30 protein-coding genes are annotated in these 21,220 nt (G+C 37.5%); 27 read left to right on the top strand and 3 right to left on the bottom strand.

All coding sequences use genetic code 11. From position 1 onward, the window contains the following. Nucleotides 1-12: 12 nt before the first annotated feature. From HC179_RS11370 to deoC, 3 genes are all read left to right on the top strand, one after another. Nucleotides 13-771, top strand: coding sequence for a 16S rRNA (uracil(1498)-N(3))-methyltransferase (locus tag HC179_RS11370; RefSeq protein WP_168864410.1), 759 nt, complete (start codon nt 13-15; stop codon nt 769-771). A gap of 10 nt (nt 772-781) precedes the next feature. Next, nucleotides 782-2,146, top strand: coding sequence for a tRNA (N(6)-L-threonylcarbamoyladenosine(37)-C(2))-methylthiotransferase MtaB (gene mtaB / locus HC179_RS11365; RefSeq protein ID WP_168864409.1), 1,365 nt, complete (start codon nt 782-784; stop codon nt 2,144-2,146). Nucleotides 2,147-2,296: 150 nt separating this feature from the next. Further along, complete coding sequence (gene deoC / locus HC179_RS11360) at nt 2,297-2,968, top strand: deoxyribose-phosphate aldolase (protein ID WP_168864408.1); 672 nt, start codon at nt 2,297-2,299, stop codon at nt 2,966-2,968. 1,059 nt (nt 2,969-4,027) lie between these two features. Here deoC and HC179_RS11355 read toward each other — a convergent pair. After that, nucleotides 4,028-4,954 (bottom strand): Na/Pi symporter, encoded by a 927-nt coding sequence (locus HC179_RS11355; RefSeq protein ID WP_168864407.1) that lies wholly within the window; start codon nt 4,952-4,954, stop codon nt 4,028-4,030. 36 nt (nt 4,955-4,990) lie between these two features. On the opposite strand from HC179_RS11355, the gene HC179_RS11350 reads away from it, so the two are divergent. The 8 genes from HC179_RS11350 (at nt 4,991) to HC179_RS11315 (ending at nt 11,803) form a co-directional block, all read left to right on the top strand. Further along, the gene (locus HC179_RS11350; RefSeq protein ID WP_240948518.1) at nt 4,991-5,590 is read left to right on the top strand and encodes a flavin reductase family protein; all 600 of its coding nucleotides are present in this window, start codon (nt 4,991-4,993) and stop codon (nt 5,588-5,590) included. Nucleotides 5,591-5,746: 156 nt separating this feature from the next. After that, a complete protein-coding gene (gene rpsU, locus HC179_RS11345; protein WP_010196218.1) occupies nt 5,747-5,920 on the top strand; it encodes a 30S ribosomal protein S21 in 174 nt (57 codons plus the stop codon). Between the two features lie 15 nt (nt 5,921-5,935). Then, the gene (locus HC179_RS11340; protein ID WP_010196220.1) at nt 5,936-6,379 is read left to right on the top strand and encodes a GatB/YqeY domain-containing protein; all 444 of its coding nucleotides are present in this window, start codon (nt 5,936-5,938) and stop codon (nt 6,377-6,379) included. 213 nt (nt 6,380-6,592) lie between these two features. Further along, nucleotides 6,593-7,927, top strand: a complete 1,335-nt coding sequence (locus HC179_RS11335) for an NfeD family protein (RefSeq protein WP_168864406.1) — start codon at nt 6,593-6,595, stop codon at nt 7,925-7,927. Nucleotides 7,928-7,947: 20 nt separating this feature from the next. Then, nucleotides 7,948-8,937 carry a flotillin-like protein FloA gene (gene floA, locus HC179_RS11330; RefSeq protein ID WP_060665062.1) on the top strand — a complete coding sequence of 330 codons (990 nt, stop codon included), beginning with the start codon at nt 7,948-7,950 and terminating at the stop codon, nt 8,935-8,937. Between the two features lie 76 nt (nt 8,938-9,013). Further along, nucleotides 9,014-9,604, top strand: a complete 591-nt coding sequence (locus tag HC179_RS11325; protein WP_168864405.1) for a hypothetical protein — start codon at nt 9,014-9,016, stop codon at nt 9,602-9,604. 332 nt (nt 9,605-9,936) lie between these two features. After that, complete coding sequence (locus HC179_RS11320) at nt 9,937-10,746, top strand: abortive infection family protein (RefSeq protein ID WP_168864404.1); 810 nt, start codon at nt 9,937-9,939, stop codon at nt 10,744-10,746. Between the two features lie 253 nt (nt 10,747-10,999). Beyond that, complete coding sequence (locus HC179_RS11315) at nt 11,000-11,803, top strand: restriction endonuclease (RefSeq protein ID WP_168864403.1); 804 nt, start codon at nt 11,000-11,002, stop codon at nt 11,801-11,803. 27 nt (nt 11,804-11,830) lie between these two features. Here the strand turns inward: HC179_RS11315 and HC179_RS11310 are convergent, their stop codons facing one another. Further along, nucleotides 11,831-12,100 carry a hypothetical protein gene (locus HC179_RS11310; RefSeq protein ID WP_168864402.1) on the bottom strand — a complete coding sequence of 90 codons (270 nt, stop codon included), beginning with the start codon at nt 12,098-12,100 and terminating at the stop codon, nt 11,831-11,833. Between the two features lie 249 nt (nt 12,101-12,349). Between HC179_RS11310 and HC179_RS11305 the strand changes: the two genes are divergently transcribed. Then, the gene (locus HC179_RS11305; protein ID WP_168864401.1) at nt 12,350-12,604 is read left to right on the top strand and encodes a hypothetical protein; all 255 of its coding nucleotides are present in this window, start codon (nt 12,350-12,352) and stop codon (nt 12,602-12,604) included. Between the two features lie 143 nt (nt 12,605-12,747). After that, complete coding sequence (locus HC179_RS11300; RefSeq protein WP_168864400.1) at nt 12,748-12,960, top strand: hypothetical protein; 213 nt, start codon at nt 12,748-12,750, stop codon at nt 12,958-12,960. A 271-nt stretch (nt 12,961-13,231) separates the two neighbouring features. On the opposite strand, the gene HC179_RS11295 is transcribed toward HC179_RS11300, so the two are convergent. Next, the gene (locus tag HC179_RS11295; RefSeq protein ID WP_168864399.1) at nt 13,232-13,798 is read right to left on the bottom strand and encodes a recombinase family protein; all 567 of its coding nucleotides are present in this window, start codon (nt 13,796-13,798) and stop codon (nt 13,232-13,234) included. A gap of 617 nt (nt 13,799-14,415) precedes the next feature. On the opposite strand from HC179_RS11295, the gene HC179_RS11290 reads away from it, so the two are divergent. From HC179_RS11290 to HC179_RS11230, 14 genes are all read left to right on the top strand, one after another. Continuing rightward, on the top strand, nt 14,416-14,862 hold the full coding sequence (locus HC179_RS11290; protein ID WP_168864398.1) for a helix-turn-helix domain-containing protein: 447 nt from the start codon (nt 14,416-14,418) through the stop codon (nt 14,860-14,862). Between the two features lie 392 nt (nt 14,863-15,254). After that, nucleotides 15,255-15,647 carry a hypothetical protein gene (locus HC179_RS11285; protein WP_168864397.1) on the top strand — a complete coding sequence of 131 codons (393 nt, stop codon included), beginning with the start codon at nt 15,255-15,257 and terminating at the stop codon, nt 15,645-15,647. Further along, nucleotides 15,647-15,817: a hypothetical protein gene (locus HC179_RS11280; RefSeq protein WP_168864396.1), complete on the top strand. Its 171-nt coding sequence runs from the start codon at nt 15,647-15,649 to the stop codon at nt 15,815-15,817. The genes HC179_RS11285 and HC179_RS11280 overlap by 1 nt, the downstream gene beginning before the upstream one ends. 365 nt (nt 15,818-16,182) lie before the next feature. After that, nucleotides 16,183-16,449 (top strand): helix-turn-helix domain-containing protein, encoded by a 267-nt coding sequence (locus tag HC179_RS11275; protein WP_168864395.1) that lies wholly within the window; start codon nt 16,183-16,185, stop codon nt 16,447-16,449. Continuing rightward, nucleotides 16,446-16,868: a hypothetical protein gene (locus HC179_RS11270; RefSeq protein ID WP_168864394.1), complete on the top strand. Its 423-nt coding sequence runs from the start codon at nt 16,446-16,448 to the stop codon at nt 16,866-16,868. Before HC179_RS11275 ends, HC179_RS11270 begins: the two co-directional genes overlap by 4 nt. Before the next feature lie 37 nt (nt 16,869-16,905). Then, on the top strand, nt 16,906-17,325 hold the full coding sequence (locus HC179_RS11265) for a hypothetical protein (RefSeq protein ID WP_168864393.1): 420 nt from the start codon (nt 16,906-16,908) through the stop codon (nt 17,323-17,325). A gap of 2 nt (nt 17,326-17,327) precedes the next feature. Continuing rightward, a complete protein-coding gene (locus HC179_RS11260) occupies nt 17,328-17,966 on the top strand; it encodes a hypothetical protein (RefSeq protein WP_168864392.1) in 639 nt (212 codons plus the stop codon). Between the two features lie 142 nt (nt 17,967-18,108). Then, nucleotides 18,109-18,258 carry a hypothetical protein gene (locus HC179_RS11255; RefSeq protein ID WP_168864391.1) on the top strand — a complete coding sequence of 50 codons (150 nt, stop codon included), beginning with the start codon at nt 18,109-18,111 and terminating at the stop codon, nt 18,256-18,258. Nucleotides 18,259-18,261: 3 nt separating this feature from the next. Next, nucleotides 18,262-18,417 (top strand): hypothetical protein, encoded by a 156-nt coding sequence (locus HC179_RS11250; RefSeq protein ID WP_168864390.1) that lies wholly within the window; start codon nt 18,262-18,264, stop codon nt 18,415-18,417. Further along, nucleotides 18,417-18,611 (top strand): hypothetical protein, encoded by a 195-nt coding sequence (locus HC179_RS11245; protein WP_168864389.1) that lies wholly within the window; start codon nt 18,417-18,419, stop codon nt 18,609-18,611. The genes HC179_RS11250 and HC179_RS11245 overlap by 1 nt, the downstream gene beginning before the upstream one ends. Further along, nucleotides 18,589-18,714 carry a hypothetical protein gene (locus tag HC179_RS21205; protein WP_277351319.1) on the top strand — a complete coding sequence of 42 codons (126 nt, stop codon included), beginning with the start codon at nt 18,589-18,591 and terminating at the stop codon, nt 18,712-18,714. The genes HC179_RS11245 and HC179_RS21205 overlap by 23 nt, the downstream gene beginning before the upstream one ends. A 139-nt stretch (nt 18,715-18,853) precedes the next feature. Then, on the top strand, nt 18,854-19,180 hold the full coding sequence (locus tag HC179_RS11240; protein WP_168864388.1) for a hypothetical protein: 327 nt from the start codon (nt 18,854-18,856) through the stop codon (nt 19,178-19,180). Nucleotides 19,181-19,377: 197 nt separating this feature from the next. Next, nucleotides 19,378-20,394: a hypothetical protein gene (locus HC179_RS11235; RefSeq protein WP_168864387.1), complete on the top strand. Its 1,017-nt coding sequence runs from the start codon at nt 19,378-19,380 to the stop codon at nt 20,392-20,394. Between the two features lie 22 nt (nt 20,395-20,416). Further along, entirely contained in the window at nt 20,417-21,193 is a 777-nt protein-coding gene (locus HC179_RS11230) for a hypothetical protein (RefSeq protein ID WP_168864386.1), read from the top strand. Nucleotides 21,194-21,220: the final 27 nt, after the last annotated feature.

The raw sequence follows: 21,220 nt of genomic DNA, 5'->3' as shown, positions 1-21,220 counted from the left end.
AGGGTGAAGATTGTGCAACGTTATTTTGTTAACTCTAATCAAATAGATGAAACATCTATTACCATAACAGGGGAAGATGTACATCATATAACACGGGTTATGAGGATGAACGTGGACGATCAAATACTATGTAGCTGTTCGAAAACCAGGCAGACGGCCCTTTGTAAAATTGCTGAAATTACCAATGATATGGTAGTAACAGATATTGTAGAATGGATAAAGGCTGAAACGGAAATACCGGTTCGTGTTACGATTGCGAACGGGCTGCCTAAAGGGGATAAATTGGAGCTAGTGATACAAAAGGGAACAGAACTCGGAGCAGAATCGTTTATCCCTTTTAATGCTGCTCGTTCTATTGTGAAGTGGGACGAAAAGAAGGGCAAAAAGAAAGTAGAACGCTGGAACAAGATCTCAAAGGAAGCGGCTGAACAGTCTCATCGTTCCATGGTGCCTGTGGTTGAGGAACCTGCTTCTTTAGCTCAACTTTTAGAGAAAAGTAAAGACTATACTTATAAAATGGTTGCCTATGAAGAGAGTGCAAAAGAAGGGGAGCGTTCCTCTTTTGCGAACATTTTAAAAAGCTTGCAACACGGCGAATCAATTCTTTGTGTGTTTGGACCTGAAGGGGGCCTTACTGATAAAGAAATTGATAAACTGATGGAGCATGGATTTGTTCCTTGCGCGCTCGGGCCAAGAATATTAAGAACGAGAACGGAAACGGCTCCGCTTTATGCGCTTGCCGCAATTTCGTATCATTTTGAATTAATGTGAGGTGGAAAACATGCCAACTGTTGCCTTTCACACACTAGGGTGTAAAGTGAACCATTATGAAACAGAAGCTATCTGGCAGCTTTTCAAAGCAAATAATTATGAACGTACAGAATTTGAGGGTACGGCAGATGTGTATGTCATCAATACCTGTACCGTTACAAATACTGGAGACAAAAAAAGTCGTCAGGTGATCCGTCGTGCCATCCGTAAAAATCCTGATGCTGTTATCTGTGTAACTGGATGTTACGCACAAACATCACCTGCAGAAATTATGGCTATTCCTGGAGTAGACGTAGTCGTGGGAACGCAAGACCGTGTGAAAATGCTTGATTACATTGAGCAGTTCAAACAAGAGCGTCAACCAATCAATGGCGTCGGCAACATTATGAAGGCTCGTGTCTATGAAGAGTTGGACGTGCCGGCATTTACTGACCGTACACGTGCTTCCTTGAAGATTCAGGAAGGTTGTAATAATTTCTGTACATTCTGTATCATTCCTTGGGCTCGCGGACTTATGCGTTCCCGTGACCCGCAAGAGGTTGTTACACAAGCACAGCAATTGGTAGATGCAGGATATAAGGAAATCGTTTTGACTGGAATTCACACAGGCGGTTACGGGGAAGACATGAAAGATTATAACTTTGCCATGCTTCTTCGTGAATTGGATGAAAAAGTGGAAGGCTTAAAGCGTATACGCATCTCCTCCATTGAAGCAAGCCAAATTACCGACGAAGTAATCGAAGTTCTGAACAATTCTGAAAAAATTGTACGCCACCTTCATATACCAATTCAATCAGCGTCTAATACTGTGTTAAAAAGAATGCGTCGTAAATATACGATGGAATTCTTCGCAGAGCGTTTGGACCGATTGAAGGAAGCTTTACCTGGACTTGCGATTACATCCGATGTAATTGTTGGTTTCCCTGGTGAAACAGAAGAAGAGTTCATGGAAACGTACAATTTCATTAAAGAGCATAAATTCTCTGAACTGCATGTATTCCCATATTCCAAGCGTACAGGAACACCAGCAGCAAGAATGACGGACCAAGTAGATGAAGAAGTGAAAAATGAGCGAGTTCACCGCTTAATTGCACTTTCTGATCAACTGGCGAAAGAATATGCTTCCACTTTTGAAGACGAAGTGTTAGAGGTCATTCCGGAAGAAATCTACAAGGAAGCACCAGATCAAGGCTTATATGTTGGCTACACAGACAACTATCTAAAGGTTGTTTTCCCTGCCACGGAAGAAATGGTCGGAAAGCTTGTAAAAGTAAAAATTGTAAAAGCTGGATATCCTTACAACGAGGGGCAATTCGTTCGCGTCCTTGAAGATGCGCCACGACTTGAAGAAGAAAATATTCGTCTCAGTTCATAAGAAAATATAGAGAGTGATTCCATTATTATGGAGTCACTTTTTTGTCGTGAAGAAAAAGTTGCAGGCAATACTAACATTGTACTCGCCAAAATAATTGAAACATGTTATGATGTTAGAGGTCAGACCTCTTAACTTGAAAGGAGTATGAACATGCATACAAACATTGGAGAAATGATTGATCATACATTATTGAAAGCCGATACAAAAAAAGAACAAGTAGAAGTACTTTGCCAAGAAGCGAGAGAATACAACTTTGCATCTGTCTGTGTTAACCCAACTTGGGTAAAAACATCTGCAGAACTTTTAGAAGGAAGCAATGTTAAAGTTTGTACAGTAATTGGGTTCCCTCTAGGAGCAAACACTCCAGAAGTGAAAGCATTCGAAACAACTAACGCTATTGACAACGGTGCCACTGAAGTGGACATGGTTATCAACATCAGCGCACTTAAAGACGGTGACGATGAGCTAGTAGAAAGAGACATCCGTGCAGTAGTAGAAGCTGCCAAAGGTCGCGCTTTGACTAAAGTCATCATTGAAACATGCCTGCTAACAAACGAAGAAAAAGTAAGAGCATGCCAATTGGCTGTAAAAGCTGGAGCTGACTATGTGAAAACTTCCACTGGTTTCTCTACAGGAGGAGCAACTGTTGCAGACATCGCTCTTATGAGACAAACTGTAGGCCCTGAAATCGGAGTAAAAGCTTCCGGTGGTGTACGTGATGCGAAAGGTGCGGAAGAAATGATCGCAGCTGGAGCTACACGTATAGGAGCAAGCTCTGGTATTGCTATTGTTAAAGGATTAACAGCTGATACGGATTACTAAGATGTGTGAAAAGCACTCTCTTGAGCAAATTTTGCTTGAGGGAGTGTTTTTTAGTGTTTAAGAAATTATAAAATTATGGAATGTTGGAATTGTCTTCAGAGTCATTTTTGTTCAATGAGATGAAGACCTCAGTGACGAGGAGAAAGTAGGAGAGAGGTCCTCATCGGCGTGATGAAGACCTCAGTGACGAAGAGAAAGTAGGAGGGAGGTCCTCATCGCCGTTATGAAGACCTTAGTGACGAGGAGAAAGGAAGAGAGAGGTCCTCATCGCCGTTATGAAGACCTCAGTGACGAGGAGAAAGTAGGAGGGAGGTCCTCATCGGCGTGATGAAGACCTCAGTGACGAAGAAAGAAGAGTAGAGAAGTCTTCATCACCGATATGAAGACCTCAGTAATGAGGAGAAAGGAGGAGAGAAGTCCTCATGGGTGTGATGAAGACCTCAGTGGCGAAGAAAGAAGAGTAGAGAAGTCTTCATCACCGATATGAAGACCTCAGTAATGAGAAAAAAGGAAGAGAAAGGTCCTCATCCCCGTTATGAAGACCTTAGTGACGAGAAGAAAGGAAGAGAGAGGTTCTCATCGCCGTTATGAAGACCTCCGTGACGAGAAAAAAGAAGGAGAGAGGTCCTCATCGCCGTTATGAAGACCTTAGTGACGAGGAAAAAGGAGGAGAGAGGTCCTTATCACCAATATGAAGACCACAGTGACAATGAAATTTCATTGAAATTGTCAAAGATGAAGCGCAAAGGAAAGAGCCGTACAAGGCAAATATTTCAAAGCAATGCGAAAAGCGAGAAACGTCCCAAGAGATTAAAGTCTTACTTGGGGCGGGGTTTTAGGTCGCGTTAGCGATTTTACTCTGGTTGATCAATTTGCTAGGAGTTACATACCTTTGGGAATGGCTGTTTAGGAGGGAATAAAAGGAACCTATAGGCCCGAACAGCTACTAAGTTTGATTAAGAGAACACCTCTCTAAGCTCAAATAGGCAACAAATCCCTGCAAACGGTCGTAGAGAACGGCCTCCAATTGCCTCAACAACCACCAGCCCCACCAAACAGTCAACCATGCAAACTTTCCACAAACCGTGCAAAAGGCCGCACAAACGGCAATGCCAAAGCAGAACTTATCACATTAAAAATCAAACTCGAGTGAGCCAACTGAACATCTGCACTAGAAGCAAGCATGGACACCAACCCACCCAACCAAGGAATCAAAGGGAAAAACACCGCAACCCCAATCACATTCAACCATATATGCGCATACGCCGTTAACTTTGCTTCCCGAATAGAACCAATGCTAGCCAAATAAGCAGTCACACAAGTTCCAATATTAGCCCCAAGCATAATCGCTATTCCTGCAGGAAGAGATAACAGGTCATTATTTAAAAAGCTCATACTAATCCCGGTCGTAGCCGAGCTTGATTGGATGATGGCTGTAAGCAGTGTCCCGATTCCTACACCAAATAGATGGTGATCATTTGTCATCGCAAGCATATCCTGAACAGACGGAAACCCTGCCAAAGGTATAGCCAGGGATTCAAATCCATTCATCGCCACAAACAAACATCCAAGCCCGAACAAGCTTGATCCAAAACTGAAAGGTAATTTCTTTTTAGAAAATAAAAATAGGAATCCGATAATAAGCATGGGGAAAATCAGCTGTGATATATCTATAGTAATGAGCTCGGTAATAAAAGTCGAACCGATATTGCTTCCGAGCATGATGCCGATGGATTGGTAAAAGGTAAGATAACCGGCGGCCACTAATCCTACAGTGATGACCATTACAGCAGAACTGCTCTGCAACAAGCCTGTAATCAATATCCCGATCAACAAACCTTTCCAAGGCATATCTGTGAATCTGGTGAGGTACCCTTTTGTCCTCTCCTCGGATAATTGAAGCAAACCTGACCTCATAACGGTCATGCCAATTAAAAATATCGCTAAATAAACAGCTAATAACGTTATAATAGAAAACAAGCCCATCACCTCTATCTCAATATATGCGAGTGGTGGACAAGAATGACAAGTAAGAAAAGAAAAGGGGAGATCACAAACATGAGGGAGTGGACGACAAATACCGTCATGCATAGCTACCCAGGCATGGTTGCTCTGGTAACAGCTGAATGGAACGGTGAACAGAATATCATGGCTGCAGGTTGGCATAGCTACATATCATATGAACCGCCCATCTATGGGGTCGCCATTGCAAAGGAAAGATATACGCATCACCTAATTGAAAACTCTAAAGAGTTCGCGATAAACTTTGTACCTGAAAAATTCGCTCATTATATACAGCAGTCTGGTATGCTTACAGGAAAAGAGCACAATAAATTTAAAGTACTTAATATAGACTATGAACAAGGAAAAACAGTTTCCGCACCTATCTTAAAAGAGGCGTATATTGCTTATGAGTGCAAAATGATGGACCAGCAGACGTATGGGGATCATGATTGGTTTGTAGGAGAAATCACAGGGTTTTACAAGGATAAAGCCTTATTTGCGGAAAATGGACTGCCGAACTGGGAAAAACTATCCATCCCCCTATATCTGGGGAGATCCCAATACATGCTGGCAAATCAGGATTCCAAGGTCATAAACTTATACCGAAATAATAGTTAAGGAAGATTGTTTCAAAGCATTTCCTTATAATTGTTGACCAGCAATAGTGAATATATTATAATTGGTAAGTACATGTTCTATACATGCTTTTTTGCATTTATGGGATCATGTTTTTTCTGAAAATGTTAGTGGTTGTTCTGGAGGGAGGGAATTAGAATGTCAAAAACAGTTGTTCGTAAAAACGAATCGCTTGAAGATGCTCTTCGCCGTTTCAAACGTTCAGTTTCAAAGACAGGAACGTTGCAAGAAGCAAGAAAGCGTGAATTCTATGAAAAACCAAGCGTAAGACGTAAGAAGAAGTCTGAAGCTGCTAGAAAGCGTAAATTTTAACAAGAGGGTGTAAGAATGAGTCTTCTCGAGCGTTTAAATACCGATATTAAGCAAGCTATGAAGGATAAGGACAAAGAGAAGCTTTCCGTACTCCGAATGGTTAAGTCTTCGATTCAAAACGAATCGATCAAGCACGGCAGAGACTTATCTGAAGAGGAAGAACTTACCGTATTGTCTCGTGAATTAAAGCAACGTAAAGACTCCCTCCAAGAATTTGATAAAGCCGGTCGTGAAGACTTGGTTCATAAATTACAGGGTGAAATTGCAATAGTTGAACATTATATGCCTGAGCAGTTATCAGAAGACGAACTTTCAGCAATCGTCCAACAGACGATTGCTGATGTGAACGCTACTTCGAAAGCTGACATGGGCAAAGTAATGGGAGCACTTATGCCTAAAGTTAAAGGCAAAGCGGACGGTAGCCTTGTTAACAAACTTGTACAACAACATCTTTCATAAAAACCCAAAATAGCACCTTACCTATGTAAGGTGCTATTTTTTAAGCAAGCAAGTTGACCCTACCATTCTTTCTTCATTTTGTTCACACAACCGCCACACTTTAAAATTTACTTATAAAAAAACTCAACATCGTGAAACTTTGAGGTTTATCATGCGTATTACATACTGGTTACGGTGATTATAAAATGAATAGGTTTTGGAGAGGAGGACACGATGAAAAAAGTTCTTCGTATTAGTTATGTTAGCGCTTTTGTTCTAGCACTTATTTTATCGGCATTACCGCTTTTGCCATCACACACAAGCAGTGCCGAGAAGCTGGTCCATGTTATACCGGTAAATGGCACAGTTGAAAAGGGTCTTTTGTCATTTATTAACAGGTCCATCCAAACTGCTGAGGAAGATGGAGCGGACTTAATAGTTTTTGATATCCACACACCGGGTGGATTAGTGGATGCTGCAACTGAAATAGCAAATAAATTCGAAGGGACATCTATTCCGACAGTTGCCTTTGTCAACAGTCAGGCGTTGTCTGCAGGAGCTTATTTGGCTTTGTACGCTGACCAAATCTATATGACGCCAAATGCCTCCATGGGAGCGGCGGCTGTTATTACGGGAGATGGAAATGCAGCAGAGGATAAAGCTCAATCTTTTTGGTTAAGAGAAATGCAAAATGCTGCGGAATCAAATGGGCGTGATCCTAAGTACGCACTTGGGATGGCGGACAAAGATTTAGATCTTCCTGAAGTTGGAGCACCTAAAGGAGATTTAGTTACTCTTGGGGCATCTTCTGCACTCGAAGTTGAGTATTCAGAAGGGACCGTAGCCGATCTGGATGCATTACTGAGTGAATTAGGCTATGAAAATGCAGAGGTTGTTACCTCAGAAGTTACATTTGCTGAAAATGTGGCTAGGTTTTTAACCAATCCGGTTGTTGTTCCAATTCTCTTATCAATAGGTTCACTAGGGTTGGTACTTGAACTATACTCCCCAGGATTTGGGATACCTGGTGCGATGGGAATTAGCGCCTTGCTGTTGTTCTTTTACGGACATATGGTAGCTGGGCTTGCTGGAATGGAAACGATTATCCTATTTGTGGTAGGAGTCGTGCTCATTGTGTTAGAGCTCTTTGTGCCGGGAGGGATACTTGGTATACTTGGCCTTGGGGCGGTGGTGACAAGTTTCTTTTTGGCAACAGATGATATTGCAGGGATGGGGTTATCCTTATTGATTGCTATGCTTGTTACAATTATTGCGATGGTATTGTTGTTTACGGTATTTGGCAAGAAGATCCGTTTGTTTGACCGGATCATACTCCGTGATTCTACCAATACCGAGCAAGGATATGTTTCAAATGTATCTAGAATTGAATTGGTAGGACAGCAAGGGGTAACATTAACTCCGTTAAGGCCTTCAGGGACTGCCGTGATTAACGACGAAAGAATTGATGTGGTTACAGAAGGTAACTTTATCGGAGCAAACAAAAAAGTAACGATTGTAAAAGCGGAAGGCTCTCGTATTGTCGTACGGGAAATCCATTCTGTTGAATAATATTTAGGAGGAATTTTATTATGGATCCAGGTACTTTAATTATTTTGTTAGCAGTTGTTCTTGGGATTATCTTTTTATCTGTTTTACTTACATTTGTGCCAGTCATGCTATGGATTTCCGCATTAGCAGCAGGAGTTAGAGTAAGTATTTTCACGCTTGTAGGGATGAGATTAAGACGTGTTATTCCAAGTCGTGTAATTAACCCACTCATTAAAGCACATAAAGCAGGTTTAGCAGTTTCAACGAATCAATTAGAGAGTCACTACTTAGCTGGTGGTAATGTTGACCGTGTAGTAAACGCACTTATCGCGGCTCAACGTGCAAACATTGAATTAACATTTGAACGTGCAGCTGCGATTGACCTTGCAGGCCGTGACGTTTTAGAAGCGGTTCAGATGTCCGTTAATCCGAAAGTAATTGAGACACCATTCATTGCCGGTGTGGCGATGGACGGGATTGAAGTGAAAGCAAAAGCTCGTATCACTGTTCGTGCCAACATCGAACGTCTTGTCGGTGGTGCTGGTGAAGAAACAGTTATTGCTCGTGTTGGTGAAGGTATCGTAAGTACAATTGGTTCTGCATCAGATCATAAGAAAGTACTTGAGAATCCTGATATGATTTCACAAACGGTTTTATCAAAAGGTTTGGATGCAGGTACTGCATTTGAGATTCTTTCCATTGATATTGCTGACATTGATATCGGGAAAAACATTGGAGCAGAATTACAAACTGACCAAGCAGAAGCGGATAAGAAAATTGCACAAGCAAAAGCAGAAGAACGACGTGCGATGGCAGTTGCACAAGAACAAGAAATGCGCGCCCGCGTAGAGGAAATGCGTGCGAAAGTTGTGGAAGCAGAAGCAGAAGTACCACTTGCAATGGCAGAAGCATTACGTTCCGGTAACATAGGAGTAATGGATTATATGAATATCAAGAATATTACCGCTGATACGGATATGAGAGATTCTATCGGCAAGCTGACAGATCAGCCAGAAGACGGTGAAAAATAAGCAAGAAAAGATGAAGCAGGAGAAGAATGGACGCTTTTCCTGTAACTCCTTTTAAGGAAGGGAGGATGATGTGAAAATGGAATGGATTTTTGATATTCTTCAGCAGGCTCCTTGGCTAATATTTGTGTTGCTTGGTATCTTCTCCACCCTTTTTAAAGGTGGAAAACAAGAAGAGCAACAGCGACAGAGGCAAAAGCAACGCCAGCGACAGCAAACTGCCACACAGGCACCTCAAAGGCAAGAAGACTATGAAGATTATCGGCGTGAAAGTGCACCATCTCCAAAAAAAGAAGAAAAGCCCCGTTTCGATTGGGATATAGATATCTTTGGAGAAGGGAAACTTGAAGAACTGGAGCAAAAAATCCGGGAAAAAGTGAACCCTTATCTGGAGAAGGTAGAAAAAAAGAAAGAACAGGTTACCTCCATTCAGAATCAGATGAAAGACGAAGTTAAGGAGTTGTCGATAAAAGGACAAGAAATCTCCAAAGACAGTCCGATTCTAAAACAGGAGCTACAGCTTTCAGAAGGGAAAGTAGTTTCTTCCCGTCACCGCATAAAGCCAAACAGAGTGGTGGAAGGGGTTATGTGGTCGGAAATTCTGGGCCAACCTCGTTCAAGGAATCCTCATCGTCCTGTTTACACAGAACATTTTTCAAAAAGAAAATAACCAACATTCGCTAATCCCTGCATAAAGTAAACTTTGTGCAGGGATTTTTTTATTATATACCTCACCCTTTCCCCTTGAAAAATTCTGTATTAAACCCTCTGCTTCTTTCATACATATGAATTTTTTTATAAGGTGTAATTATTGAGAGTTAACTTAAATGTAGTAAGCAGTAATATCAGTAATAATCTATACCTACCGTGGCAAAGAACGCAAGCACAGTTCGACAAACTATTAATCCTTACAAAAAAAGTAGAAAATATTGTAATAGTATTAATATTCTTATTCTATAAAATATTGTAAAATATAAATAACATAAAAACGGGAGGGGTATAATGATTAATTCCACTGCTTCACTATTAGAGAATTGCAAATATGGGTTAAGAAAAACCTACGATGAATATATGGAGAATAATAACTACCACCTTGATGATTTTAATATTTTCTTGACTGACGACGATTATAAACAGTCGAGGTTGATTATTATGAAACTGGGTAAAGAACATGAAATGGAAATACCACAAATTTTTAAAGAATGTAGAAGTGTAGAAGAATTTATTCTTTTTTTAGCAAGTGATTACAACTCTCATTATGGAGAAAATTTGGGTTATATATCAAATCAGTTTAATAAATTTATTGATATTGTAGAAATGGAAAACATAGAAGTTCAAATCATTCATATAGAATCTGACGTACCAAAAGAATTAAGCTATAAGCATATTTTAGAAGATATAGCGAAGTGTGAAGATAGAATTAATACAGGAGATTACTCTGGTGCATTGACTTCGGCTAGGTCATTAATTGAAGGTGTTTTTAAAGAGATTATCTTTAATATTGAGGGAAAAGAACTCGATACTAAACCACCGATAACCGAATTATTTAAAGAAGTCCGTATCCACTTGAATTTAGACCCTAGTAATAAAGAACTTGATAAGCCATTAAAACAAGTGTTAAGCGGGTTAATACAGGTGGTACACGGTTTAAATGAAGCTAGGAATATTAGCGGGGATATGCACCCTAGAAAAGTTGTCCCTAGTTTGCACCATGCTTTACTTGTAGTTAATTCTGCCAAAACCGTAGCAAACTTTTTATTTCATACCTACCAATACCAAAGGAATTTAGGGAGAATCAAAATTCCAACGTAACTAAAAGAAGGTATTTATTAACTTTATTGATGTATATAGTAGTTATCAATAAGAATACAACTATTATTATTTTAAATGGGGGATTAAAATTACTGATGAGAAAAAAGGAAATTATTTAATATATTGTCCAAACTGTTATAGCCAGAATAAGTTATCACTAAACAAAGAGGGCATTAAATCTATAAATAAAGCAAATATTAAAGGATATAAATGTGGTAATTGTAGTCACACACTAGATTATGAAGGTTCATTAATGTTAGAAAAGTATGAGGGTATTTTGAAAAGAATTAGACTACTGATACAAAAGGGGTTATCTTACAAATGTTCTCATGGAATTATAGGAGGGAGTAATTTAAAAATTTGTTTTGAGTGTATAGTAGATTCTCACAATAGTACACAACTACAAATTAAAAAAAATAAGATAATTATTATGGCACGTGAACAAAAGGATTCAGAAATTGCAAGGATAAGAGAAGTTTATTTAAGTAATGAAGCAAATATAAGAAAATTTAAACCTTCCCAATTTGAACATTACGTTGGTGACTTGTTTTCTAAATTTGGTTTTGAAAATGTTGAAGTTTCTCCTCCAACAAATGATGGAGGAAAGGATATTGTTATGTGGAAAGATGGGAAGAAATATTACGTAGAGTGTAAGTTATATAAAAAGTCAACAATAGGGCGTCCAGACATACAAAAATTTGTTGGTGCTATGGTCTCTGATAATGTAGATTATGGATACTTTATTAATACTGGAAAGTATTCAGAGGCCGCCCATGAATACGCAAAAAATTTTAAAGGTAAATTAGAATTAATAGATATAAATAAATTAATGATTTTAGTAAATAAAATATATAACGCAGAAGGTTCTGCGGACTACATAAACCTAATTTGCATTAATTGTGGTGAGATGAATCAATGTAGAATTGAGAATGGCAAAGTGACTAAACATTGTAAATGTAAACACATTATAGAAGAAGATGTCCATATCCATGTGAATTATGGATATAAAAAAAGAAGAAGTAATTATAGGGGGTATTACAGAAGAAGGTACTACTAAAAGTAAATGTTTAAAAACAAAAAGAACCTAAAGTTTATACAAGGTTCTTTTTGTTATTTTCATACTCTTCCGTTCTTCTATGATTAAATTCTGATAGATGACAGCTTTCTTTTCTGCTTTTTTAATTGCTTTCTGCGGTGTATGACCGTCCTCAATAAATAAGCCATGCTTTGACCAAGCAAACGCCTTATACTCTTCGCTATAGCCATTAAATCCATGATACATAACATGAACTGTTATTTTCGCCCTTCCATACCGCCCCTTAGTTCCTGGGATTACAATACCTTCAATTTTCATTTGTATTCCTCCTATGACTTGTAACGTGAAATTATTCATTCATTAAAACTCTAGTAGGATAGACATCTGAAATATGTAAGTAACTTTATTGAATAACCTCTTAGGATAATATTACCATAAAGAATAGTCCAAAACTACCGAATTTAAGATTACGTGAACCCGTATTACGGTTATTGGTAATAATTGACAAATCTAAAATAGTTTAATATATTATAAACATTAGTTAGTAGAGAGGGGAAAGTAATTAAAGTGAAAAAAGAAGTCAAATTAACGCCTAAAGACAAGAACCAAATAGCAAGACAATTAGGAAAAAGTGTAGAAGCTTTTGAAGAATCTCTCGAGGATTTACTTGAATCTGGTTTAATTAAGAAAACGAAAGGCGGTAAATACGATACAACACCATTTTTTCAAATGTTGGCTACTTTTACCGAACTGACAATGCAAGGAAAAGAGGTATACATAAAGAAACTCCATTACCAAGTAACGGGCAAGGTAAAACTTTAAAAGGGGGAGGAAGATACAATGTTCTATAAATATCTAATGATGTCAGTAAAAGTCGGGGTTATAGTTAATGCCATTTTAGGCACAATTGTAGGTGTGTTAGGGTTGTTCGGTGTTATACAAATAACATTCTAGGAGAGTTGTAAATGAATGAAGAAAAGATATTACTTGCAATTGAACGACTAGAACAAGAGATAAATAGCCGTATTGATAACTTAGAGGAAAGCCTGCATAACTTAATGAATAAAGAAGAACGGGATAAGGAGGCGGTGGTAAAAGTAGAAAAAGCAAACTTCTATTATCATAAGTACCTCGAATTAGAAAGGCGAATTTACAAACTGGAACAAAAAGCTTTATAAAGATGACGTATCTATAATATACATAAAACACGCCCCAAGCGTATCATTTCCATAAACCTCCTTTTGTTACGTGTTAAGGAAACCCCTTTATACATGTACAATCGGGGGTTATTTTATTTGTACACACGGCTTTCATAGTTACCAAAAATTGTTCATTTTAACTGTCATTATATCCTCCATTTAAAGCAGATAAAACACCACCAGAAGGCAGAAATAAAAACGCGAGGACAAGAATCCTAACGTCTATCTAGTACACCTTACAATGTAATTCCTACAATGATAATTCTTTATGTTTCAGATAGATTGTAGCCCGTGGGACACCCGTAAGTTTTACAATCTCATTAACACTTAAATTATTATCGTGCCTTTCACGAAATAGCTTTACCGCCCTTTCTACGTCCTTAGACGGCTTTCCCTTCCTTCCCATATGAGTACCCTTCGCCTTTGCTTTTGCCCGTCCCTCCGCCGTTCTCTCATTGATTAAATCACGTTCAAATTCTGCAATAGAACCAAGCATATTGAACATTAACCGTCCCGTACTTGTAGAGAAGTCTATATTCTCTTTAATGAATACTAACGATATACCGCGTTCATGTAGCCCTGTAGCTATCTTTGTTAAGTCCATAATAGAACGGGCTAGACGGTCTATCTTGTACACTACAAGCGTATCCCCTTCACGTAGATAATCCAATACTTTATGTAGTTCTTCACGGTCAGCAGAACCACCGCTTTGTTTCTCCTTATATATCTTTTCTACCCCGTACTTTTCTAATTGTTCTACTTGAATATCTAACGACTGTTCTACCGTACTTACTCTTGCATATCCAATAACCACCAATGTAATTACCTCCGTATAAATGTCTTAGAACTTCTATACATCATATTTTAGACTAACTTCTAGATGATGTGAAGGGTTATTTTCATAGAGAATACCGTCTATTTATTCCGTGTACAAAAGGGAAAACTTTTAGACGGTGAACAATAGACGGATATAAATATATAAAGTTGAAAAATATTATTCAACAAGAGGGGGTACGGCAGGGGGGAGGCAGTACAGGGATTCCCACAACAACCTATCGAGATATACGTAATCAATTTTCAGACCTCGGAAAGTCACTCACTACCCCCCTACCCAAGATTTTCATTTATCCATTTCCCCAATATCGCTATAAAAATTTTTCTGCAATTTTTCAAACCTCAGATTGTAACTTTTTAAATTTCTCTATCCCTTATCCCCGTAAGGCTTAACGTCAATTGGAAAGTCTAGGTATGTCACAATACACACCCGTTTACCCACACTAGAAGTAGAGAGTTTAGTTGAGAATAAGGGTTCACTATTTTGTCACAAATAAAACACTTGTATAAGTACCCCATTAGAAGGGACGTATATACAAACTTTTTTAGGGCGGATTCATCACCCGTTCTAAATAAATCATACACAAGGAGAGATTCACAATGAAACAACAAGAGAGTAAACAACAATGGACACCAGAAACAATGTTCCACAAAGTACACCTATCGTTTTATACGAGTGGACTAGCTAACCTATTGGGGGCGAGTAAGACGGCTACACTTATGGGACTAGCTTCGTATATGGACGAAAAGGGTGTAGCATACCCAACACAAAAGCAATTAGCGGATAGAACGGGAATATCTGAAAGAACGATTCACAAAAACATTAAGGAACTATTAGATTTACGAATAAACGGTAAGCCTATTTTAACGGCTAAGAAGTATCGCACAGATTCGGGACACTATAACTATGTATATGTCCTTCATCCTATCTCACAAATAACAAAGTTTGAAGGCGGAGAGATTGAGAAGATTGAACCCATTCTAAAGAAGCCCGAACAAAAGGAAGAGAACGAACGAGAGAAGGCAATAAAAGCTTTATTAGGGTAAGCCAAAGCACAACCTTTGTGTCTGGAAGAAGCCTACCGCAAATAATGTAATAAGCCATACGCAAGAATTGCGGTTAGGTATATGCAAGACTTACGGAATAATAAGAATCAATGAATAAGAATCATAGAATAAGAATCAAATAGCTTCGCGAGGAAGAAAACCACTTCCTCTATTATTTACAAAAAGAATCTATTAAATCTTTGTATATACAATCTAAAAGATTAAGTAATAGAAGTAAAAGCGTTATAGCGTTATAAGGCGTTATGGAAGTTTGTAAAGAAAAGTTAAAAGAACGTTAGTAAAACCAGGTTCCGCACACACACGCATGGCACGGGGGCGGACGGCGGTAATTTTGTAAATCACAATCACACATACAAAAGGAGAGGTATCAAATGAACAGAGGACAATTATTATCACTAGCATACGAAGGCAAGGTAAAGGAGGGCGACAAGTTTGTTTGTTCAAAGACAGGAAGAAAAGTAATTTACGACGGTAATGGATTCAAACACGTAAACAAGATAAAAGAAGAAAACACGGGCTATATGTGGCTAGTCAAAACGAAGAATGAAGAATCGTGGACGAAGCATAAAGAAGCTACAAAACGAACGTTTGAATTAGATGAAGAAGTAGTAGAAAAATTAGAAGAACTCTTAAATACTAGCGGACTAACGACAAAGGCGAAGAAAAAGGAACTGGAAAATAAAATTGTAAACAAAGGGATTTTGTACATTCTTGAAAAGTTAGCAGAGGAAGAAAACAAACAGACTAAAGGAGGACAAAAGTAATGGGAAATTTACTAGACAAGCGTTATGCAGAAATCGTCGGGGAGAAAGATTCGATATTAACGGTAGTCGAATTAACGACGGCATACCCCGTTAGTTCGTTTAACATTAACGATTTATCCCCCGAAGAACGGGAACGAAGGGGACTACAAAAGTATTTTAAAAAATATTGATAAAACACTTGTAAAAGTAGCCCGTATTTTGACTAGAGGAATACTACTAAATAGCTATTACCACTTAAAAATTTATTTAATTAAAGACTTGTATTTTCATAGGACAGAAGGTCTTAAAGAATACAGATAACATAACTAACATTGGTTGGTGCTTAATCGCACTAACCTATTATCATAAACTTTTTCTGTTTATTGTTTTATGGTGAACTCTCCTTTCTCCTTTTTCTGACTGATGATGAAAAGAAAGATATACAACGTCGGGTTATTGTGTGACCCGTCGGTCTTTCTTTTGGGATAAAGGGTAACATTAGCAATCAATTAAATCACAAATAGACAATATCAAACTATTAGGGGGGGGTTACATTTTGAAAGATTTTAAATTAAGAGGAAAGACAATCAGACACATTCGAATGCTTCACGGCTTATCAGCTACAAAACTAGGAGAGTTAGCAGATATTGACCGCAATTTTCTAACACAGATTGAAAGAGAAATTAGAACAATGTCTTATAAGAATCATTTTCGTATCCTACGTGCATTACGTGAATTAGGCGTAAGTGATTCTCATGTTATAGCTATTACATTATTGATTGAGGACTACGAAAGACAACAAAAGGAGGAACAACAACAATGAGGAAGGACACTAGATTGGACGCTAGAAGGGTAGCGATTGTAGAGGATTGGTTTAAGAAACAACTAGACGGGGCGAAACAAGAGGACGTAGCGAGGGAGTGGGGCATTTCCAGAAAAAGCCTTTCGCAATGGTCGAACACGAATCATGCCAAACAAATTCACGCGGATATGATGAAAGAATTAAGCAAAGATTCTATGCCGACGTTCTTTCAAGTCCTAGATAAGCAAGTGAGGCAAGGACGAAAAGATGCCTTAATTTTATATGCCCGCATACATGGATTGTATGCACCTACCAAACAGGAAATCAAAACGGAAGAGATTAAGACAGATATTGTTAAAGACGGCGTATCCAAAGAAATGTTTGCCGATATTGACGCACTACTTAAAGGCGAATCACCAACAATCAAAAGAATTAAGTAACGTTTAATAATCTTTTACAACTAGGAGGAAATCACACATGAAAACAAAAACACAGAAAATAAGAAAGTTTGACCAAGCTTATATGAACCCTATAAGCCCGACAAAAGACACAGAAGGAAATTATCACACTTCAAGCCTACTACATGCCGTTAAATGCTACGAAATAACTCTTAGCAATATCGCAATAATAGAAAAGGAACTTGAAAGGCTTCGTAAAGAACTGGAGAAGTACGAAAATAATCCAAGTTCGAGATATGCAAGACTAATGAACAAGGTAAAGGACGAGGAAGAAATAAAGGAACTTGTTTACCGAATTCAAGGAATCGAAGAAATCTATAACAAGATTTATATTAACGAACGCAAGTTACGTGAAAGTAAAAGATATTTAGCAGTAACTTTTCCTTCACACATCATGGAGGAAGTAAAACAGGAACTAATTAAGAGAGGGGAAATGTAATCATGAAATTATTTAAAGGCGACACAATCAAACGAGTAAACAAATTAATCGACAACGCGGAGAAGCGTAAACAAAAGCTAGCCGAGAAGGTGGACAAGCTTAAAGCAGAATATGAAGCTATGTATCAAATGGAACAGGACGACTTCAACAATGCGATTATCGAAGGTGGAGAACCCGACAAGAAACTAGCAAAAGCCCGTAAGGAAATCGGTGAAGAACTTCAAGAAACTAAATCGCAGCTATCCATGATTGACGGCGTTATTCAATCCGAATTAGTCAAACAACGTGAAGAAGTGGAAAAGGAAAGACGTGAGTTTGTAGCCGAGAAGGGCGAAGAATTCCGAGAGTTATTTGACGAAATAAACGAACTTAAATTAGCGTATCTAAACAAGATTATTGAATACCGTAACAAACACGTTGCTTATGGTAACGAATATGTAAGGACATTCAGAGACGTTTCAGAACGCGTAGGGCTTCGATTAAGCGACCCTAGAGACCACCACAAACTAAATTTTAACCAAGGTCACCAAGTATCGGGATACTATTCACCTATGTTGTATCAAGACGAAGTACGAGAAGTATTTATAAATAGGAAACTACCCTACTTAACAGAAAAGAACAAAGACGCATTCAAGAAGTAATTCACATTCATAAAAATCAGATGGTAGAAAAGGGAGAAGGAAATCATGAAACAACAACTGATAAAGAATACAAATTACACACTAATTGCATTGTTCGTATATACAGGATTTTCAATCATATTCAACTAAGGGGGATTCATTCATGAAGCAATTTGTAGAAGCATTGGAACGCGGTAAGGTGGTTAGAAAGCTACAAGATGAAGCACTAGCATTATTCGTTAAACAGATACAGAACATCAACGACGTAGACACGTTAAAACACATCATAGAAGAACTAAAAGGAGGAAAATAAACCATGAAAAAAGTAGTTATTTATATACACGAAGAAGAAAGAAAAATCGCATCTAAATTATGTGATGGTTGCGGAATTATCAAATTAAAAGAGGACTACCCATCATATAAGGACTTCTATTTCGATAATTGCAAAGAATGTAAGGAGGGTGTTAAGTAATGGAACGTTTATCTGGAATTGAACTATTAGTTAAAGGCTACGACAAGACACAAGAGGAACACAAGGACGACAAACAGGCGGATATTCTACACAAGGAAGAACGCAAGGGACGGGAATTAACGCCTTTTGAGTTATTGTCTAAAGGATATGAACCAAAGGAGGACAAAGAGAATGAAACTAAAGAAGGCGAGTAAACCGCGTAAGGCGGTAAATAGTACACGTAAGAACGGCGGAACGTACAAGCCTAGTTCAGCTAAACAAATGGTAGACGCACATAATAAGCAGTACACAAAGTAAGGGACGGGCGACCGTTCCAGTACATAACGGGTGGATACACCTATATAGGGAAATTGTTGACGGGAGGGCTAAACGCCTTCCTTTTCTTTTTGTATCCACTTGAAAAATAATATTCAACTTTTAAAGGGAGAGAGTAACAATGAATCGTAAACAAAAAATCAAGAAAGATTGTGCAAACTACAAGGACGGTATTTGTATCTTGAAAGGCTACGAATGTCCATTACTGACACCGTTCGAGTACAGGGGCAAGGAGTTTCCATGTGAGGAAATGGAATGTGACTACTTTGATAAGTTTGTAGACCCGAAGCCTAAGACGGAGAATAAAGATACAAAGTATAGTACAAAAAAATGTAAGGAATGTTATGAATTATTTAAACCAAAGACAAACGCAACAAAGTTTTGTTCGCCTAGCTGCCGTGAATTATCGTTGAGAAAATCGCATAGAAGATACAATGCTAAAAGGTAGGATTAAAGGGAAATAACGAAAAAATGGACTCGTAGCCCCTTGCTTACTAAGGTTTTTTAAGGGGTGTTTTTATGAAGTAGACCTGTACCATTCAATCAAAATCTATTTTTCGTTATGGGCTATCCCTTCGGGAATTGTCTTTTTTTTATACAAGTCCCCAAAAGAAATGTTGTATATTGTATAATATTGTTAAAATAATGAAAGTAGATGAATTAATGAGTGTCCAACTTGAACTATTAATAGATACCTATATTGATAAACGAGATATTGAAGATATAATTTTTTCATTGGGTTACAGTAAATCCGATAATTCATATCTATGGCATAATGATATTTATGTTTCAATTAGAGGTTGTTGGTTTTCTTTCAGTTATGATGTTGAAATTTCATATGAGAAAGAAGATAGAATAGTTAAAACAGTATGTTCTACTACAACTCATGCGGGACGAAGTTATGACGACTTTCAGATACAACTTGATACAATCAAGAAATTAGAAAAGGCATTTGGAGGTATAGTATATAATGATGGTGAGGAAGGGTATTTTGAAAATGACATACCTAAACTTACAAGAACAGAGATTGCTTGTGGATATGCGTATATAACTTTCGAAAGAAACCTGGCTTCAGTAGAGGGGTTAATTGAAGAAGTAGACTTAGAAAAGATAAAATTCTACGAAGATTCCGGAATTCCCCTTATATTTGAAAAGAATTACATAAGAAACAACATATTATTACCGTTCTTTGTGTCAATTATGGAAAACTTATTAAAAACTATTACGTATAGATATATTGAAACTAATGAAGAGGCCCAAAATTTAATTTATAAAAAGAAGGACAGTAAATTACCCTATAATATAGTTAGAGAACTTTTAAATGGCGAAAAAACGATAATTGATATCGAAATAGAAGAGTATTCTTTTCAAAATTTCAATTCAGCAAACAAAGCCTTTGAAAGATACTTAGATATAAATTTGTTCGAAGATATTTTATCAAACCAAGTTTCAATAGAAGGAAAACAAACAAAACTTGTTTCGGTTCTATCTGAAATGATTAATTATCGTCATAAATTAATACACGAAGCATACCTGAATAATACTTTAAGTAAAGACAAAATGAATGTGTATTATTCTAGCTTAAAGCAGTTAGGAAATTTTTTAGTTCAATGCTTGAAAGAGAAAAAAAATATTAGAATAGAACTAGAAAAATATTTATAAACTTCTACAAAAAGGGGAAACCATGAAAAAGGTTCAAGTGCCAGTACGTTATAAAAATACTATATCAATTGTAAAGTGGACAACAATTATTGCTTCTATAATTATCAGTTTCTTTACTTTAGAAACTAGTGTTGCGGTACCAGTATCGATATTGTTGGTTGCTATTGGAATTTTTATAGAAAGAATCATATATACATATAATTTATTTTACATAAACCCAATGCCTAAAATCCATAAAGAAGGTCAACAGACCTTTGTGGCAGTAGGGTTTGATGAATTTAATAATGTAGAACGTCCATTCATAGGGTTAGTGTATAGAACACAAGAAGAAGCAAAAGAAGAGTTTCAATACTTCAAAGCACTTAATGGAAATCGTTATAGTGACAAAGATAATGAGATAATTCTTAGTTACGTTTTTGAAGATGAAAAGCGTTATACATTTTTTGTTTATCCGAATTTATCTAGAAATAGAACTATGGATAATATAGAGGATATAAAATTAAGAGAAGGTCATAACAAAGAAAAGATACTTAACGTTAGTGTTTTGTCTTTTGTGAGGTTTTTCCCTTCAAGTTTTACTGGAGAAGGAAATTTAAAAGATATATTAAAACATCAAGTATTACCTAGAACACCGATAGCATTTCAAACATTTTACTTAGAAAATGGAGAGATAAAACACGCCCAAAAGAAGCCAATATTAAAATACCACTTACGGATACTGAATAGGGAAGAACTTACTTCAAAAGATACTGAAAGTGGGTTTCCGTGGCAAGATATGATGAAGTATTTCTATAAATAGATTTTTAAAAAGGACGATTACTGTTAT

Source organism: Bacillus sp. RO1 (assembly GCF_012524115.1).
GTDB lineage: Bacteria > Bacillota > Bacilli > Bacillales > Bacillaceae_I > Sutcliffiella_A.
The sequence above is the reverse complement of the archived record's forward strand: the minus strand, read 5'-3'. Positions and strand labels throughout refer to the sequence as shown.

Coding starts and splice junctions, on each gene's coding strand:
- HC179_RS21205 (WP_277351319.1), top strand. CDS start 18,589: ATGAAACTAAAGAAGGCGAGTAAACCGCGTAAGGCGGTAAATAGTACA.
- rpsU (WP_010196218.1), top strand. CDS start 5,747: ATGTCAAAAACAGTTGTTCGTAAAAACGAATCGCTTGAAGATGCTCTT.
- HC179_RS11325 (WP_168864405.1), top strand. CDS start 9,014: ATGGAATGGATTTTTGATATTCTTCAGCAGGCTCCTTGGCTAATATTT.
- HC179_RS11250 (WP_168864390.1), top strand. CDS start 18,262: ATGAAAAAAGTAGTTATTTATATACACGAAGAAGAAAGAAAAATCGCA.
- floA (WP_060665062.1), top strand. CDS start 7,948: ATGGATCCAGGTACTTTAATTATTTTGTTAGCAGTTGTTCTTGGGATT.
- HC179_RS11260 (WP_168864392.1), top strand. CDS start 17,328: ATGAAATTATTTAAAGGCGACACAATCAAACGAGTAAACAAATTAATC.
- HC179_RS11280 (WP_168864396.1), top strand. CDS start 15,647: ATGGGAAATTTACTAGACAAGCGTTATGCAGAAATCGTCGGGGAGAAA.
- HC179_RS11245 (WP_168864389.1), top strand. CDS start 18,417: ATGGAACGTTTATCTGGAATTGAACTATTAGTTAAAGGCTACGACAAG.
- HC179_RS11265 (WP_168864393.1), top strand. CDS start 16,906: ATGAAAACAAAAACACAGAAAATAAGAAAGTTTGACCAAGCTTATATG.
- HC179_RS11270 (WP_168864394.1), top strand. CDS start 16,446: ATGAGGAAGGACACTAGATTGGACGCTAGAAGGGTAGCGATTGTAGAG.
- HC179_RS11335 (WP_168864406.1), top strand. CDS start 6,593: ATGAAAAAAGTTCTTCGTATTAGTTATGTTAGCGCTTTTGTTCTAGCA.
- HC179_RS11320 (WP_168864404.1), top strand. CDS start 9,937: ATGATTAATTCCACTGCTTCACTATTAGAGAATTGCAAATATGGGTTA.
- HC179_RS11310 (WP_168864402.1), bottom strand. CDS start 12,100: ATGAAAATTGAAGGTATTGTAATCCCAGGAACTAAGGGGCGGTATGGA.
- HC179_RS11235 (WP_168864387.1), top strand. CDS start 19,378: ATGAAAGTAGATGAATTAATGAGTGTCCAACTTGAACTATTAATAGAT.
- HC179_RS11240 (WP_168864388.1), top strand. CDS start 18,854: ATGAATCGTAAACAAAAAATCAAGAAAGATTGTGCAAACTACAAGGAC.
- deoC (WP_168864408.1), top strand. CDS start 2,297: ATGCATACAAACATTGGAGAAATGATTGATCATACATTATTGAAAGCC.
- mtaB (WP_168864409.1), top strand. CDS start 782: ATGCCAACTGTTGCCTTTCACACACTAGGGTGTAAAGTGAACCATTAT.
- HC179_RS11255 (WP_168864391.1), top strand. CDS start 18,109: ATGAAGCAATTTGTAGAAGCATTGGAACGCGGTAAGGTGGTTAGAAAG.
- HC179_RS11340 (WP_010196220.1), top strand. CDS start 5,936: ATGAGTCTTCTCGAGCGTTTAAATACCGATATTAAGCAAGCTATGAAG.
- HC179_RS11285 (WP_168864397.1), top strand. CDS start 15,255: ATGAACAGAGGACAATTATTATCACTAGCATACGAAGGCAAGGTAAAG.
- HC179_RS11300 (WP_168864400.1), top strand. CDS start 12,748: ATGAATGAAGAAAAGATATTACTTGCAATTGAACGACTAGAACAAGAG.
- HC179_RS11230 (WP_168864386.1), top strand. CDS start 20,417: ATGAAAAAGGTTCAAGTGCCAGTACGTTATAAAAATACTATATCAATT.
- HC179_RS11290 (WP_168864398.1), top strand. CDS start 14,416: ATGAAACAACAAGAGAGTAAACAACAATGGACACCAGAAACAATGTTC.
- HC179_RS11350 (WP_240948518.1), top strand. CDS start 4,991: ATGACAAGTAAGAAAAGAAAAGGGGAGATCACAAACATGAGGGAGTGG.
- HC179_RS11355 (WP_168864407.1), bottom strand. CDS start 4,954: ATGGGCTTGTTTTCTATTATAACGTTATTAGCTGTTTATTTAGCGATA.
- HC179_RS11315 (WP_168864403.1), top strand. CDS start 11,000: ATGTTAGAAAAGTATGAGGGTATTTTGAAAAGAATTAGACTACTGATA.